The organism is Faecalibacterium sp. PGM34 (assembly GCF_054456555.1).
The window spans coordinates 551,915-565,665 of record NZ_CM136898.1 but is presented as its reverse complement, the minus strand read 5'-3'; the positions used below and the strand labels follow the sequence as shown (position 1 = coordinate 565,665).

At 56.5% G+C, this 13,751-nt stretch carries 13 protein-coding genes; 7 read left to right on the top strand and 6 right to left on the bottom strand.

Annotated elements, in window-relative coordinates:
• Positions 1 to 5 precede the first annotated feature (5 nt).
• On the bottom strand, positions 6 to 782 hold the full coding sequence (locus tag ACXPUX_RS02765; RefSeq protein ID WP_458829849.1) for an IclR family transcriptional regulator: 777 nt from the start codon (positions 780 to 782) through the stop codon (positions 6 to 8).
• Positions 783 to 1,421: 639 nt separating this feature from the next.
• Here ACXPUX_RS02765 and ACXPUX_RS02760 point away from each other — a divergent pair.
• The 7 genes from ACXPUX_RS02760 (at position 1,422) to ACXPUX_RS02730 (ending at position 9,347) form a co-directional block, all read left to right on the top strand.
• Positions 1,422 to 2,963, top strand: a complete 1,542-nt coding sequence (locus ACXPUX_RS02760) for a sodium:solute symporter family protein (RefSeq protein ID WP_458829847.1) — start codon at positions 1,422 to 1,424, stop codon at positions 2,961 to 2,963.
• A gap of 130 nt (positions 2,964 to 3,093) precedes the next feature.
• Positions 3,094 to 4,695 (top strand): N-acyl-D-amino-acid deacylase family protein, encoded by a 1,602-nt coding sequence (locus ACXPUX_RS02755; RefSeq protein ID WP_458829845.1) that lies wholly within the window; start codon positions 3,094 to 3,096, stop codon positions 4,693 to 4,695.
• Between the two features lie 203 nt (positions 4,696 to 4,898).
• Positions 4,899 to 5,633: an AEC family transporter gene (locus ACXPUX_RS02750; RefSeq protein ID WP_458831145.1), complete on the top strand. Its 735-nt coding sequence runs from the start codon at positions 4,899 to 4,901 to the stop codon at positions 5,631 to 5,633.
• A gap of 57 nt (positions 5,634 to 5,690) precedes the next feature.
• On the top strand, positions 5,691 to 6,158 hold the full coding sequence (locus tag ACXPUX_RS02745) for a RidA family protein (RefSeq protein ID WP_158388994.1): 468 nt from the start codon (positions 5,691 to 5,693) through the stop codon (positions 6,156 to 6,158).
• On the top strand, positions 6,151 to 7,260 hold the full coding sequence (locus tag ACXPUX_RS02740) for a D-TA family PLP-dependent enzyme (protein ID WP_458829843.1): 1,110 nt from the start codon (positions 6,151 to 6,153) through the stop codon (positions 7,258 to 7,260). Before ACXPUX_RS02745 ends, ACXPUX_RS02740 begins: the two co-directional genes overlap by 8 nt.
• A 56-nt stretch (positions 7,261 to 7,316) precedes the next feature.
• On the top strand, positions 7,317 to 8,432 hold the full coding sequence (locus ACXPUX_RS02735; RefSeq protein ID WP_303926495.1) for an iron-containing alcohol dehydrogenase family protein: 1,116 nt from the start codon (positions 7,317 to 7,319) through the stop codon (positions 8,430 to 8,432).
• 93 nt (positions 8,433 to 8,525) lie between these two features.
• On the top strand, positions 8,526 to 9,347 hold the full coding sequence (locus ACXPUX_RS02730) for an ATP-binding protein (protein WP_458829841.1): 822 nt from the start codon (positions 8,526 to 8,528) through the stop codon (positions 9,345 to 9,347).
• Positions 9,348 to 9,509: 162 nt separating this feature from the next.
• Here the strand turns inward: ACXPUX_RS02730 and ACXPUX_RS02725 are convergent, their stop codons facing one another.
• From ACXPUX_RS02725 to ACXPUX_RS02705, 5 genes are all read right to left on the bottom strand, one after another.
• Entirely contained in the window at positions 9,510 to 9,758 is a 249-nt protein-coding gene (locus ACXPUX_RS02725) for a DUF6061 family protein (protein ID WP_458829839.1), read from the bottom strand.
• Positions 9,759 to 10,227: 469 nt separating this feature from the next.
• Positions 10,228 to 11,628: a site-specific integrase gene (locus tag ACXPUX_RS02720; RefSeq protein WP_227613108.1), complete on the bottom strand. Its 1,401-nt coding sequence runs from the start codon at positions 11,626 to 11,628 to the stop codon at positions 10,228 to 10,230.
• Positions 11,629 to 11,642: 14 nt separating this feature from the next.
• Positions 11,643 to 12,014, bottom strand: a complete 372-nt coding sequence (locus tag ACXPUX_RS02715; protein ID WP_308563581.1) for a helix-turn-helix domain-containing protein — start codon at positions 12,012 to 12,014, stop codon at positions 11,643 to 11,645.
• Between the two features lie 373 nt (positions 12,015 to 12,387).
• Positions 12,388 to 13,284 carry an IS3 family transposase gene (locus tag ACXPUX_RS02710; protein WP_173016548.1) on the bottom strand — a complete coding sequence of 299 codons (897 nt, stop codon included), beginning with the start codon at positions 13,282 to 13,284 and terminating at the stop codon, positions 12,388 to 12,390.
• On the bottom strand, positions 13,233 to 13,589 hold the full coding sequence (locus ACXPUX_RS02705) for a helix-turn-helix domain-containing protein (RefSeq protein WP_173016547.1): 357 nt from the start codon (positions 13,587 to 13,589) through the stop codon (positions 13,233 to 13,235). The genes ACXPUX_RS02710 and ACXPUX_RS02705 overlap by 52 nt, the downstream gene beginning before the upstream one ends.
• Between the last annotated feature and the right edge of the window lie 162 nt (positions 13,590 to 13,751).

The window sequence follows — 13,751 nt, the reverse complement described above, 5'->3', positions numbered from 1 at the left end:
AAGGCTCAGAATTGCAGCTCTACGCTGCAAAGCATTCGTTCGATCTGACGCCGGGCCTCGTCCAGGGCTTTTTCTGCCCGGGTAGCCGCCTGGGGGCTGTACCGCTCCAGAGGGAAGGCTACGCTGAGGGCGGCAACCACCCGGCCGTTCTTTCGCAGGGGCACGCCGATGCACCGGATGCCCCGGGTGCTCTCCTCGCACTCGTAGGCAAAGCCCTTGGCCCGGATCTCCACCAGCTGGTCGGCCAGTTGCCGAAAGTCGGTGATGGTGTGCTCCGTAAGAGGGTACAGGCCGTCGTAGTACAGGGCCTTCAGCTGGGGCAGCTGGTAGTCTGCCAGCAGGGCCTTGCCCACACCGGTGGCGTAGGCCGGCAGGCTGCGGCCCTCTACGGTGACGGTGTGGCTGTACAAGGGGCTCTCCACCTTTTTCAGGTAATATACATCCCCGTTTTTCAGGCAGCCCAGGTGGCAGGTCTCGTGACAGGCCGCCACGATATCCTTCATCAGGCGGTGGATCTCTCGCAGGGCACTGGCCTCGTCCAGGTAGGTGTTCCCAATGCGGAACGCCATGCGGCCGATGCGGTAGTGGTGGTCCTGCTCGTCCAAGGTCAGATACCCCCGGTCCTGCAGGGTGTGCAGCAGGGGAGAGATGCTGCCCTTGGCAATGCCCAGCTGCTGGGACAGCTGGGTCAGGGTGTAACCGCCGCCGTTCTGGCTGCACAGCTCCAGGATATCCAGGGGCCAGGGAACGGTGGGCATCTCCGGAAGGCATAGAAGGATCACTTCCTTTCCTTATAAAGGGCCGGGCCGGAGCCGGAGGCTCGGGCCAGCTCTGGGGCTCGGAAGAATGATTTCTGTTCGGATATGGGGATGTAATGAGCTGTGCGTTCTTATATCCGAACAAACTGAGCGTGTTATGTTGGCTCCAGCCCCTGGCATCCGGGGGCTCAGCCGCTTTTTTTGACGGTGGAACCGGGCTGCCAGCCCCCAGGAGAGGGGATTTGGTGGGGTCTGGGGTGGCTTTGCGATATTGTCAGACAACTTTTTCTTGCGGAAGCAAATTAAAATTGACGGAATACCGCATGATTTTTACAAATCGGAGGATCGGCTGCCTGATGAGCTCCTCTAAATTTAGTATACGACGCTGTTTTTAGGACTGCAAGAGGCGGTTTTATTTTCGTGAAAATGACAAAAGAAGGGACAAAAAATTATAACATGCGCCGAAAATCCATATTTGTGCAAAAAATGTTAAAAAACTATTGACGGATGGAAAGAAAATTGGTAGATTTAGGACAGCGAAGTTGTTGTCGGACAACGACCCCACGGTGCCGGCCCGCAGCGGGGAAATGTTTGACAGCCACATCGGCCCGAGCGGACCCTGCGCCGGGCTGAGGAAAATGTTTCTAAGGAGGAAATGAAACTATGTTGGACCCCAAATACATCCCATTGTTTATTGGCGGCTTTATCGCATGGATCTGCTTCATGATCTTTGTGGGCTGGATCACCAGCCGTGGCAAAAATGAGGGCAGCAGCTTCCTGACCGGCGGCGGCAACCTCGGCTTCTTCCTGATCTTCTGCACCGTGGGTGCAACCATGATCGGCACCGGTTCTTCCATGGGTGCCATCGGCAACGGCTTCAACCACGGTTGGGGCGGCGCCATCTACGGCCTGGGCGCATCGGCAGGTATCCTTTCCATGCTGCTGTTCACCAAGGCAAAGAACAAGGGCTTCCTGACCATGTCTGAGGAAGCACAGTATTACTACGGCGGCAAAAAGATCATCCGCCAGGTCATGGGCTTCATGATGTTTGTCATCGAGATCATCTGGCTGGGCAACCACCTGAACGGCGGTGCCAAGTACTTGGCTTACGTCACCCAGATGCCGGACGTTACCTGTAAGATCATCACCGTTCTGGGCTTCGGCATCTACGTGTTCATCGGCGGCTACATGGCCGTTGTTACCACCGACGCTGTCCAGTTCATCGCCATCCTCATCGGCTTCCTGACCATCGCTTTCCGTGCCATCCCCCTGGCAGGCGGCTACCAGAACGTGGTGGATACCTTCACCGCCGTTGGCAAGCCTGGCGCAATGACCTTCTACGGCCTGGGCTCCTACGGTGTCATGGCTGCCATAGCACTGGTCTTGTCCACAGCCATGGGCGTTATCGGCACCCCCACCCACCGTACCCGTATCTACACCTCCAAGGACGAAAAGACCGCTCGCAAGGCCTTCCTGGGCCAGGGCATCCTGCTGTTCGGCTGGAGCTTTGTTACCGCCATCATCGGCATGAGCTGCTTTACCATCGCCACCATGAATGGTGACACCTTGGCCAGCGGCGACTACGCCTTTGCTTACATGGCTACCCACGCACTGTCCCCGGTCATCGGCATGCTGTTCATGATCTGCGGCCTGTCCGCTACCATGTCCTCCGGTGACTCCGACGCTATCTCCGGCGTTACCATCCTGCTGACTGACGTGTACCCCAGCATCACCGGCAAGACCATCAAGGAAAAGGATTACGCCAAGGTCAGCCGTATCGCTCTGATCTGCACCCTGGGCGCTGCCTTCTTCATCACCCTGTTCGTCAACGACGTTATCGGCTACATCTCCACCATCGTGGGCGCCTTCCTGCCCGGCGTGGCTGTGGCTATGCTGCTGGGCCGCTTCTGGAAGCGTGTCAACTGGCAGGGCGGTCTGGCCTGCATCGGCTCCGGCACTCTGCTGGGCGTGCTGATCCTGGTGCTGCCTTCCTTCAAGAACTGGATCAACGCCACCATGGGTGGTCCGGCTGTGCCTGCTACCATCGTTTCTCTGGTGTTCGGCATCGTGGTCTCTCTCGTGTTCCCTGCTGACACCACTCCCGACGACGTGCGCCTGAAGCACGTTATGGATGACCGCCGCGGCACTGTCGTGGAAAAGGTCGCTGCTGCTGAGGCTGCTGCTGACGCAGAAGAAGATCTGTAAACTTTATCTGGCCGGCAAACTGTAAATCTGTTTCTCCGAAAGGGGCGAGGGCGTGCGCCCTTGCCCCTTTCATCGTTTACGGCAGGGCTGCCTTGCCGCAGGGCAAATTCATAGCAAGAGGGAACCTATCATGAAACGTATTTTGATCCAGAACGGTACTATATATGATGGCCTGGGGGGTCAGCCCTACCAGGCAGACCTGCTGGTGCAGGACGACCGCATTGTCCAGATCGCTCCGGGCATCACGGAGCCGACAGACCAGGTCATCGACGCCACCGGCAAGGTGGTGACCCCGGGGTTTGTGGATATCCACCGTCACCATGATGCAAAACCCCTCAATGACCCTCACTTTGGAGAGGTGGAGCTGGCCCAGGGCATCACCACGGCAGTGGCAGGCAACTGCGGCATCAGCATGACCCCCCGGCCGGAAAAGGACGCCGACGCCCAGGCCTATTATTCCTTTGAGGAGGCCGTTATGGGCCCCATCGGTCTGGACGGCCCCCACACCTATCCCCAGTATCTGGAGGCTCTGGGCAAGACACCGCTGCCCATGAATGTTTCGGCCATGATCGGCACCGGAACCGTCAAGATCTGCGTCAAGGGCTTTTCTGACACCCCCTACACCCAGCAGGAGCTGGATGCCGCCCGGGCCCTGATCGAGGAGGCCATGGCCGCCGGAGCCCCGGGCGTGTCCCTGGGCATCATGTACCTGCCGGAGTGCTATTCCTCCACCGATGAATTTGCCTACATCCTGGAGCCGGTGGGCCGGTACCACCGGGTCATCACCACCCATATCCGCGGCGAGGGGGACAGCATGGTGCAAAGCGTCCGGGAGGTCATCGAGATCGCACGCCGCGTGGGCTGCGCCCTGGAGATCAGCCACTTCAAGAGCTGCGGCATGAAGAACTGGGGTAAGGACATCCACACAGCCATTGCGGACATTGAGGCTGCCCGGGCTCAGGGCATGGACGTGACGGTGGATTTTTACCCCTACGAGGGGGGCAGCACCGCCCTGACGACTATGCTGCCTCCGGTGTTCGTGGCCGGCAACATGACCCGCGCGCTGGAAAAGCTGGGCACCCCCGAAGGCGTGGAGGAGTTCCGCCGCACTAGCAGTGAGTTGTATGATGACTGGGACAACTTCTGCATCACGCTGGGCTGGGATCGCATCATCATCAGCGGCGTTGTCCGCCCCGAAAATGAGAAGTTTCTGGGTATGCGGGTCACCGATGCCGCCGAGAAGTTCGGCTTTGAGGATGCCACCGCCTTGGCTGCCTACCTGATGCACAGCGAGGACGGAAAGACCGCCATCATCAACATGTCCATGAGTCAGGATGATATTGATACGGTGGCACGTCTGCCCTGGTCCAACATCATCTCGGATGCCATCTATGCCAAGACCGACACGCCCCACCCCCGCATGTTCGGCGCATTCCCAAAGGTGCTGCGGGAGTATGTGGCCGAGCGTGGCATCTACACTCTGCAGGAAGCCATCCGCCGTATGACCAGCCAGCCGGCCGCCAGAATGGGATTGGTCGGACGAGGGAGCTTGCAGAAAGGCAATTATGCTGATATACTGGTATTCGATCCGGCCAAGTTCACGGATCATGCCACCTTCACCAACCCCGCCCAGAAGGCGACCGGTCTGGACTGGTGCCTTGTCAATGGAGAGGTGGCCATCGACCACGACCGCCGCACCAACTATAACGGCGGCATGGTGCTGACAGTATAAGGAGCAGCCCATGTCCATTGCCATCCTTTTGCAGCAGATCCTCATCATCTTTTTGGAGATCGGCACCGGAGCCGCCATTACCCGGCTGGGCATCCTGGACGACAGCAACAGCAAGTTCCTCTCCAACCTGGTCATGACCGTGTCCCTGCCCTGCACCCTGCTGGCCAGTGCCAGCATCGACGGTGTGGGCCGCTGTGGTCGGGATGCTGAAGGGCTATGTGGTGCTGGAGCTCTTTTACCTGGTCACCACCGCATTCTGCCTGTGCCTCAGCAAGGCCCTGGGCCTGACCCCCGGCCAGAAGGCGGTGCTCATCGGCACGGCGGTGCTGCCCAACAGTGCCTTTATCGGCATCCCTCTGGCCTCTGCCCTGCTGGGCAGCGATGCCGGCGCCCTGTACGGTGCCGCCGGCATCATGGCCTACAACATCCTGTTCTTTACCTATGTGCAGCACCTGTTCGTCCCCAAGGCCAAGGTGAGCCTGAAAACCTTTTTGACCCCGGCCAACGTGACTACCGCTCTGATGGTGGTGATGCTGGTGTCCGGTCTGCGGCTGCCCGGCATCCTGGAAAGCTTCTGCAAGGCTATGGGCAACACCACCACCCCTCTGGCGCTGATGATCGCTGGCGGCATGCTGGCTCGCAGTGACCTGAAAAAGCTGGTGGCCAACCCTCTGGTGTGGCTCATCACCGGTCTGCGGTGCCTGGTGTTCCCCCTGGGCTTTTTGGCTGTGCTGTGTCTGCTGCCCCTGGACCCCACCCTGCGGATGGCAGTGCTGATCCTGGCTTCCTGCCCGGCAGGCAGCCTGACGGCGGTGCTGGCCAAGCAGTACGACACCGAAGGGGAGCTGGCCAGCCAGGCCGTGGCCCATTCTACCCTGTGTATCCTGATCAGCGTGCCCCTGGTGCTGAGCCTGGGCAGCACGCTGTTGGGTCTATAAAACAGCAGCCCATCTCGGCTGCACCATCATAAAAACAAACGAAAAGAGGTATTTTTTATGGCAAACGTCTACGAGAAGCTGAAGGAAATGAACATCACCCTGCCTGCCCCTCCCCCCAAGGGCGGCGTCTACACCCCGGTCATGGAGTTTGGGGACCACCTGCTGTACTGCAGCGGCTGCGGCCCCGACATCGGTGACGGTCACAACATCGTGGGCAAAGTAGGTGGCGACCTGACCCTGGAGCAGGGCCAGAAGGCTGCTTACAACTGCATGCTGAACCTGCTGGCCAACCTGGATGCCAAGCTGGGGGACCTGAACCGCATCAAGCGGTGCGTCAAGGTGCTGGGTTTTGTGAACTGCACCGACGACTTTACCCAGCAGCCCCAGGTCATCAACGGCGGCTCCAACCTGCTGTTTGAGCTGTTTGGCGAGGAGAAGGGTCTGCCTGCCCGTACTGCCATGGGCACCAATTCCTGCCCGGGCAACATTGCTGTAGAGATCGAGATGTTGGTGGAGTATGAATAAGAGCAGCGCAAGCCTTTACGCCTTTGAGGGCCAGCAGGACCTGGCAAGCCCCCAGCTGGTGTACTACCCGGCACTGATCCGCCAGAACATCCAGAAGATGATCGCCATTGCCGGGGGTGCAGACCGTCTGTGGCCCCACATCAAGACCCACAAGATGGCCCAGGTGGTGCAGATGCAGCTGGAGGCTGGCATCGACCGCTTCAAGTGCGCCACCATCGCAGAGGCAGAGATGGCCGCCCAGGCCGGGGCCAAGCGCATTACCTTGGCCTACCCCCTGGTGGCGCCGAACATCCGGCGGTTTGCCGCTTTGCAGCAGGCCTTCCCCCAGGTGGAGTTCTTTGCCATTGGGGATGACACCCAGCAGATCCGTCTGCTGGGCCAGGCCTGCCAGGCCAACGTGTTGATGGACGTGGACATGGGCCAGCACCGCACCGGTGTGGCCCTGGATAAGGTGGAAGCCATGTACCGGGAGTGGAACACCCTGCCCGGCATTACCATGCGAGGGATGCACTGCTACGACGGCCACCGCCACGAGAGCAGTGTGAAAGAACGCGAAACTGCCACTGCCCCGGTGAACCAGCAGATCGAGGCCATCAAGGGCCGCCTCCAGGCGGACGGCCTGGATTGCAGCATCCTGATCATGGGCGGCACCCCCTCCTTCCCGGCCCACGCAGAGATGACCGGAGAGTTTTTGAGCCCCGGCACTTGCGTGATCCAGGACGCTGGCTACCGCAACGCCTACCCGGATCTGAAGTTCACTCCGGCTGCCGCTCTGCTCACCCGCGTGGTGAGTCGCCCCAGCCGCGATACATTTACCATGGATCTGGGCTGCAAGGCCGTGGCCACAGACCCCACCCCGGAGCGGGCGGAGATCGTGGGCATGGAGTACGCCCGCACGGTGATCCAGAACGAGGAGCACTGGGTGGTGCGTGTGCCGGAAGAGCACATTGCCGACATCCCGCCCATCGGGACGGAACTGTTTGCCCTGCCCATTCACGTCTGCCCTACTAGCGCCCTGTATCCGGCGGTACCTGTGGTGGAGGACGGTAAGGTCACGGACTGGTGGAAGGTTGCTGCGCGTGATCGCCGCCTGACCTTGTGAGTGAAGACTGCAAAGGAGTTAAATACGAGACTGTATGGACTAAGGAGTGTATTATTATGGCAGAAGCAAGAAGTCTGGCAGATATCAAACTGGACAACGCTTATAAGTTTGGCGCAGGCCGTTACCTGCAGGAAGCAGGCGCTCTGAACCTAGTGGGCAACGAAGTGGCACGCTTTGGCAAAAAGGCCCTGGTCATTGCAGGCCCCCGTGCCTGGGCTGCCACCGAAGGCAAGGTGGAAAAGAGCCTGCGGGATGCCGATGTGGCATTTGAGCTCTCCATCTACCCCGATCAGAACACTTACGAGCGCGCGAAGGAGCACGCCCTGCAGGCTTTGACTAGCGGCTGTGAGGTCATCGTGGGTGTCGGCGGCGGTCGCATTATGGATCAGGCCAAGGCCACGGCTCACTTTGCCGGCGACTTGCCCGTTGTGGAAGTGCCTACCTCTATTGCTACCTGTGCGGCCTTTGCCCCGCTGAGCGTTATGTACACCGCTGAGGGGGCTTCTCTGGGTAGCCTGCGCTACGACCATGAGGTCAACGCCATCGTTATGGACATGGATGTAATCTGCAAGGAGCCGCCCCGTTACGCCGCCAGCGGCATCATGGACGGTATGGCCAAGATGATCGAGATCCAGAACGGCCGCAGCGAGATCCTGCTGGACGACGTGAGCATCGGCCTGTTCACCGCCTACACCATTGCCGAGATGGCCTACCACGTTTACGAGAAAGAAGCCCATCAGGCCTGCCGCGACATTGCCGAGGGCAAGCTGACCAAGGCTGTGGAGGACATTGCATACCTGAATGTTGCCGTGGCCGGCATCGTCAGCGGCGTAAGCAAGGGCTTTGGCCAAACCGCTCTGGGTCACGAGACCTACGAGCTGGTGCGGACCTACTTTACCCAGGAGGCAAAGCCCTACCTCCACGGCGAGATCGTGGCCATTGGCGACTGCCTGCAGATGGCCTTCAATGGTCATCCTGAGCAGGTGACACCTTTCCGTGACTTCATGCGCAGCATGGACATGCCTCTGACCCTGGAGGACATCGGCATTGACCCGAACTCTCCCAAGATGGAGAATTTGTTCCAGGACCTGTTCCACAGCCCCTTCATGGAGCCTACGGCAGAAAATGAGGGACGTCTGCGCGAAGCCATGTGCTACTTGTCTGCAGACTGAGAAAATACCAAAAGTCGAATAGATTTACTCGAATTGAATGAAAACGCTTAACAGAAGCCCTGCCTTTCGGCAGGGCTTCTGTTCCGGCTGGAGGTGTATGATTTCTCCGAAGCGGTTTTTCAGGAGGCGCTGCTGAATGCGCTGGCGCACCGCTCCTATGAGGACATGGCACCGGTTTACGTCAAGCACTACCCCACAAAGATCGTGATTGAGAACCCCGGCGGCTTTCCGGGGGACATCAACGAAAGCAACATCATCACCCACCAGTCCATTCCCTGGAACAAGCTGATCGCCATGACCCTTCAGCACCTGAAGTATGTGCAGCGTTCCGGGCAGGGTGTGGACATTATGTTCCAGAGTATGCTCACCGAGGGCAAATCCTACCCGGAGTACGCCAGCACGCCCAACTCTGTCCGGCTGACCATTTGCAGCACGATGGAAAACCAGAACTTCGTGCGTTTCATCGCAGAGACACAGGATAAGCGGTCCAAGATGTTCACGCTGTCGGAGCTGATGATTCTGCACTATCTGCGGGAGCACCAGAAAATCACCCTGAAGCAGGCGGCAAAGACGATTCAGGAAACCGATGACAACGCCCACAAGGTTCTGAACGCTCTCCGGGACGAGGGGCTTCTGGAACTCAACGGAAAGATTTATATGCTGTCCCTCAAGGTCTACGAAACGGTGAAAACCGATGTGGCCTATGTGCAGGATAAGACGGTCAGCCAGATTCAAGCAAAGGATCGGATTCTTGAATATCTGAAGCATAAGCCGTCGATTACGAATCAGAAAGCTCAAAAGCTGTGTGGATTTAATAAGAATCAAACCTATTATATCCTGCACCAGATGTGCAAGGACGGAATCTTGCAGCCTGATGGCGTAGGCCGAGGAACGAAGTACAAAAGCGTGAAGTGAAAATTTACGCTGACTTTTACGCTGAAAGTTTGATTTGCGCTGAATTTACGCTGACTTTCCGGGATTTACGCTGAAAATACGCTGACTTGGCATGGTTTGCGCTGAATTTACGCTGAAAACGCGCGCCGCGCGATTAGCATTTTGCCGCGCGTTTTCTAAGATTCAATCCTCCAGCCTGCCGTGGTCGCAGCCGAGGGAAAGGTAATGCTCCATCTCCCCTCTCAGCACCATCTGTGCGTACTCCAAGGGCTTGTTCCATAGCAGCCAGTCCAGCTCTGCCCGCTGCGCCGGGGTGTTGCCGTACTCGTCCTCCACGGCAATGCAGTCGATGGCAACAGCAGAGCCATCTGCGAACTGGGCTTCCACCCGGTTGGTGTCCATATTGTAGCGGCAGGAAAGCAATTTCGTCATAATAGTATCCTCCAAGACTTGATTTTTGGTGTGCGGTCACTCGAACCAATGCCGTCAAGTCGTTGTCGGATGAAGTGGTTTTTAGTTTGTCCGGGAGTAAGTGCACGGTTTCTGCACGGTTTTTGCACGGTTTCAAAACGTGCAAAGGGTGCAAATCGTTGCAAAATCGGACAAAGGATGCAGAAACTCGAAGTTCAAAACCTGCGATGCATCGCAGAAAAACGACATTGAAACGTAACTTCCAAAAATTGAGGGAATCGCCCGGCGTGCGCTACGAATCAGTAGGCCGGGGGTTCGAGTCCCTTCCATCGCACCAAAAAATGCCGTGAAATCGAAAGATTTCATGGCTTTTTTGTTTTTTTGGCAGGGGCTGCACACTTTTGCACATCTCCTGCACACTTTACAAAAAAGCCATGAACTCTTTGCATCGCTTGCACAGCGTGTATTTCGCTGCACAAAAAAGAATCTTTTACGCGAAGAGCACCCGCGTCAGCTCGCGGCGTTCCTCTGCGTCCATCTGCCGGATGGCTTCAAGGATCATTTTACCCGTGATTTTTGTTGCCACCGGCGTTTTGTTTTCCGGGGGTTCCTGCGGCTTTGCACCGGCCACATCCTGCGTGTAGAAGTCGGCTTCGATCTTCTCGGTCAACTCCAACCGGGGTTTGTCCTGCGTGTGGGCGTAGGTGTCCATCAGGACGGTGGCGGTTGCATGGCCGGTGTTGCCCTGCACCGACTTGAAGTCACCGCCAGACTGCAGCAGCTGGTAGGTGGCACTGGAATGGCGCAGACCGTGGAACACGATCTTCTCAAACTCCGGGTGCTCTGCCCGCCACATACGATACCACTTGGTCAGAACGTCCGGGGCAATGGGTAAGCCGTCTGGTAAGCGGAACAGCTGACCGCAGTTGCTGTACTTTTCCGGGGCGCTCTGCTCGTCCTGCTTCATCTTTTCCAGCCATGCCAGAAGCTCCTCTTTCAAGGGCTTGGTCATGTACAGGATGCGGTTGGACTTTTTGGTCTTAGTCCGCTTGAGGATCAGCGAGGACTTACTCCCCTCCCGTCTGTCCGGGAAGGTGTGGTAGATCTGGGTGGGGTCGATCTTGGACAAGGCGACCTTGTCGGCACGCTGCAGGGCTTTGTTCACCGAGATGGTTCCCCGTCCGTCTGCTGCATCAAAGTCGAGGTCTCCCGGCTGCAAGCCGAGGATCTCGCCCTCTCGCAAGGAAAGGATCATACTCATGTGCACAGCCAGATGCAGAGCGGGATTCTCGATGGTCTGCAGCGCCGCCAACATGGTGCGCTCATCCCAGATGGTGCGTTCTTCGGTGTTGATCTTGGGGGCTTCACGGGGAGTAGGCGACTTGTGAATCAGGTCCCAGTCAACGGCATACGAAAAGGCGGTTTTCAGGAGCGTGTGGACTTCGTGAATGGACGTGCTGGATAACAGCCGCTTCTTCTGATTTTCCGTCAGCTCCTGCTTCACACCGTGCACATACTGCCCGCAGGGGGTCTGGCTCAGGGTGGCGTAGAACTGCTCAATGTCGTAGGTGCGGAGGTCTTGCACCTTCCGCTTTCCGATATACGGCACGATGAGGTTCTGCACCATCGCCACAGATTGGGTGTAGGTCTTGGGAGACCACTTGTGTTTGCTGGACTGAATGGGAATCCACTTGTACAGCATCTCCTCGACCGTCATGGTGTCGGGCACGAGGAAGGTGCCGTCCAGCAGCTCCTTCTCCACCGTGATCTTGCGCTCCTGCGCTTCGGCCTTGGTCTTGAAGGTTTCCCAGCCCTTGCAGGGCTTGCCAGCATGATCTTTGTAGTTGTATCGGACGGAATACGTGTTGCCACGTTTCATAATAGATGCCATAGATGTTCCCTCCCTCAGACCGCTGCAAACCAATCGTCAAAGCTCTGCTTGCTTACCCGGATGCTGGTACCGAGGCGGATCACCTTGAAATCTTTCGTGGTGTTGCACAGATTGTACGCAGCACGGTTGGAGATCGCCAAAAGCTGGGCAATCTCCTCCACCCGGTAAACGAGCGGGGCGTGTCGGACGGTTTTGCTGGTCTGGTCAGAAGGTTCTACGGCAGGGGTTTGGTCTGAAGTTTCGTCAGAAATTACCATGGAATTTCTGACAGAAAATTCGCATGGAACTGCAAGTTCCTGACGTTCCATTGTAGGAGATTCGGGTGCGATTTTCAAGTCCTCACGGGTCAGTTTGGCGGAATTTTTGCGGACATTCGTCATAGGCATGTCTCCTTTGCACTTCTCCAGACCCGGTGCAGCTCCGGTTGAGCTGCACCCTTGTGGGCCGGTAAATATGTAAGGGCCTGCCGCTCCTGACCCGAAGCAGCAGCCCAAAAAAGTGCGAGAACTTGAATTTACGCGCCCTACGCGCCCCAAACCACACAAAAGTACCTTCCTATGTTGATTTTACAGGGCGCATGGCTGAATTGTATGCGCCCTTTGGGGGCGCATCTTGCATTCTCTCCCGCCCCGAAGGGCGTGTTGCCGCCCTGCATCCGCCCGGAAGGGGTGGACATGCGCCCGGAGAAAACAGCGATAACAAGTGAAAACCACTGCTTTGGGCGCTGAAATGAACCCCAAAAGTTAGACAAAAATTGAATTAAGCAGCTCCAACGGTCTGAATCCTGTACTGTACAGGGCTCAGACCGTTTAGTTTTAATTTGATTCGGCGATTGTTGTAATAGTCGATGTAATCGACAATAGCCTTTTCGAGCTGGTCAATGGAATCAAATTTTTCCAGATAGAACAGCTCCGTCTTGAGCAGTCCGAAGAAGTTCTCGGCAACAGCATTGTCCAGACAAGTGGCTTTCCGAGACATACTTTGCGTAATTCCTTTTGCTTTCAGTAGATTCTGGTAGGACTTCATCTGGTATTGCCAGCCCTGATCCGAATGCAGAATCAGATTGTCAACCTTGTCCGGCAGCTTTTGAAAAGCACCTTCCAGCATATCCGTGATTTGCTTAAAGTTCGGATGGCGGCTCAGATTGTAGCTAACAACTTCGCCATTGAACAAATCAAGAATTGGAGACAGGTAGAGTTTCTGGTCGTTCACTTTGAACTCGGTAACATCTGTGACCCATTTCCGATTCGGCTGGTTTGTCTTGAAATGCCGTTCCAGCAGGTTTGGAGCTACTTCTCCAACTTCGCCTTTGTAAGAACTGTACTTCCTTTTTGCACGAACCTGACAGACTAAACCAAGCTGCTTCATAAGTTTCCGAACCGTCTTGTGGTTCACACAAATATCGTTGTTATGCAGTTCTTTTGTGATTCTGCGGTATCCGTATCGTTTTTTGTTCTCGTTGAAGATTATAACAATCTGTTCCTTTACCATTTGGTATTTGGCAGGATTCTGAGACTGGTGCAGATAGTAGTAGAACGTGCTGCGAGGAAGTCCGGCAAGTTGCAGCAGTGCTTTCAGAGGGTATTTCTGCCTTAGTTCCTGAACTACTTGTGCTTTCTGTTTTGGCGTTCCTCTTCCAGCACCAAGGCATTCAATTTTTTTAAGTAGTCGATTTCCATCCGAAGTCGCTGATTTTCTGCAATAAGATCTTCTTCTACTTGCTTATCCAGCTTTGGCTTCCGACCTTTCTGCGTCCCACTGGCGGCACAGGCTCGTCCTCGACGCTCTAACAGAAGCGCTTCTTCTCCTTCCTCCCAATAAATGCGCTCCCAGTCCCTGAGTGTACGGTCCGAAATGCCATATTCTCTGGACGCTCCCTTAAAGCTCAGGTTTTCTCTGTGGATTCGTTTAATGATTTCTACCTTCTGCGTTCCGTTGTACTTTCGTTGTCCCTTTGGCATACAAAAACACCCCATTTCCTAAACAGTATACCATACTGTCTAACAAATGGGGTGCAGTTCACGCGTGGGGCGGGAGTTTTTTACTTTTCGTGTGTTTTATGCCGCAGCAAAGGCGGGGTGGACGCATACGCCCCGGAAGCCACAGAACTTGTCGGGGCAAAG

What these genes read in the sequence shown, in the direction of transcription:
- ACXPUX_RS02760 (WP_458829847.1), top strand. Translation starts at nt 1,422, where the DNA reads ATGTTGGACCCCAAATACATCCCATTGTTTATTGGCGGCTTTATCGCA.
- ACXPUX_RS02755 (WP_458829845.1), top strand. Translation starts at nt 3,094, where the DNA reads ATGAAACGTATTTTGATCCAGAACGGTACTATATATGATGGCCTGGGG.
- ACXPUX_RS02750 (WP_458831145.1), top strand. Translation starts at nt 4,899, where the DNA reads ATGCTGAAGGGCTATGTGGTGCTGGAGCTCTTTTACCTGGTCACCACC.
- ACXPUX_RS02745 (WP_158388994.1), top strand. Translation starts at nt 5,691, where the DNA reads ATGGCAAACGTCTACGAGAAGCTGAAGGAAATGAACATCACCCTGCCT.
- ACXPUX_RS02740 (WP_458829843.1), top strand. Translation starts at nt 6,151, where the DNA reads ATGAATAAGAGCAGCGCAAGCCTTTACGCCTTTGAGGGCCAGCAGGAC.
- ACXPUX_RS02735 (WP_303926495.1), top strand. Translation starts at nt 7,317, where the DNA reads ATGGCAGAAGCAAGAAGTCTGGCAGATATCAAACTGGACAACGCTTAT.
- ACXPUX_RS02725 (WP_458829839.1), bottom strand. Translation starts at nt 9,758, where the DNA reads ATGACGAAATTGCTTTCCTGCCGCTACAATATGGACACCAACCGGGTG.
- ACXPUX_RS02720 (WP_227613108.1), bottom strand. Translation starts at nt 11,628, where the DNA reads ATGGCATCTATTATGAAACGTGGCAACACGTATTCCGTCCGATACAAC.
- ACXPUX_RS02715 (WP_308563581.1), bottom strand. Translation starts at nt 12,014, where the DNA reads ATGCCTATGACGAATGTCCGCAAAAATTCCGCCAAACTGACCCGTGAG.
- ACXPUX_RS02705 (WP_173016547.1), bottom strand. Translation starts at nt 13,589, where the DNA reads ATGCCAAAGGGACAACGAAAGTACAACGGAACGCAGAAGGTAGAAATC.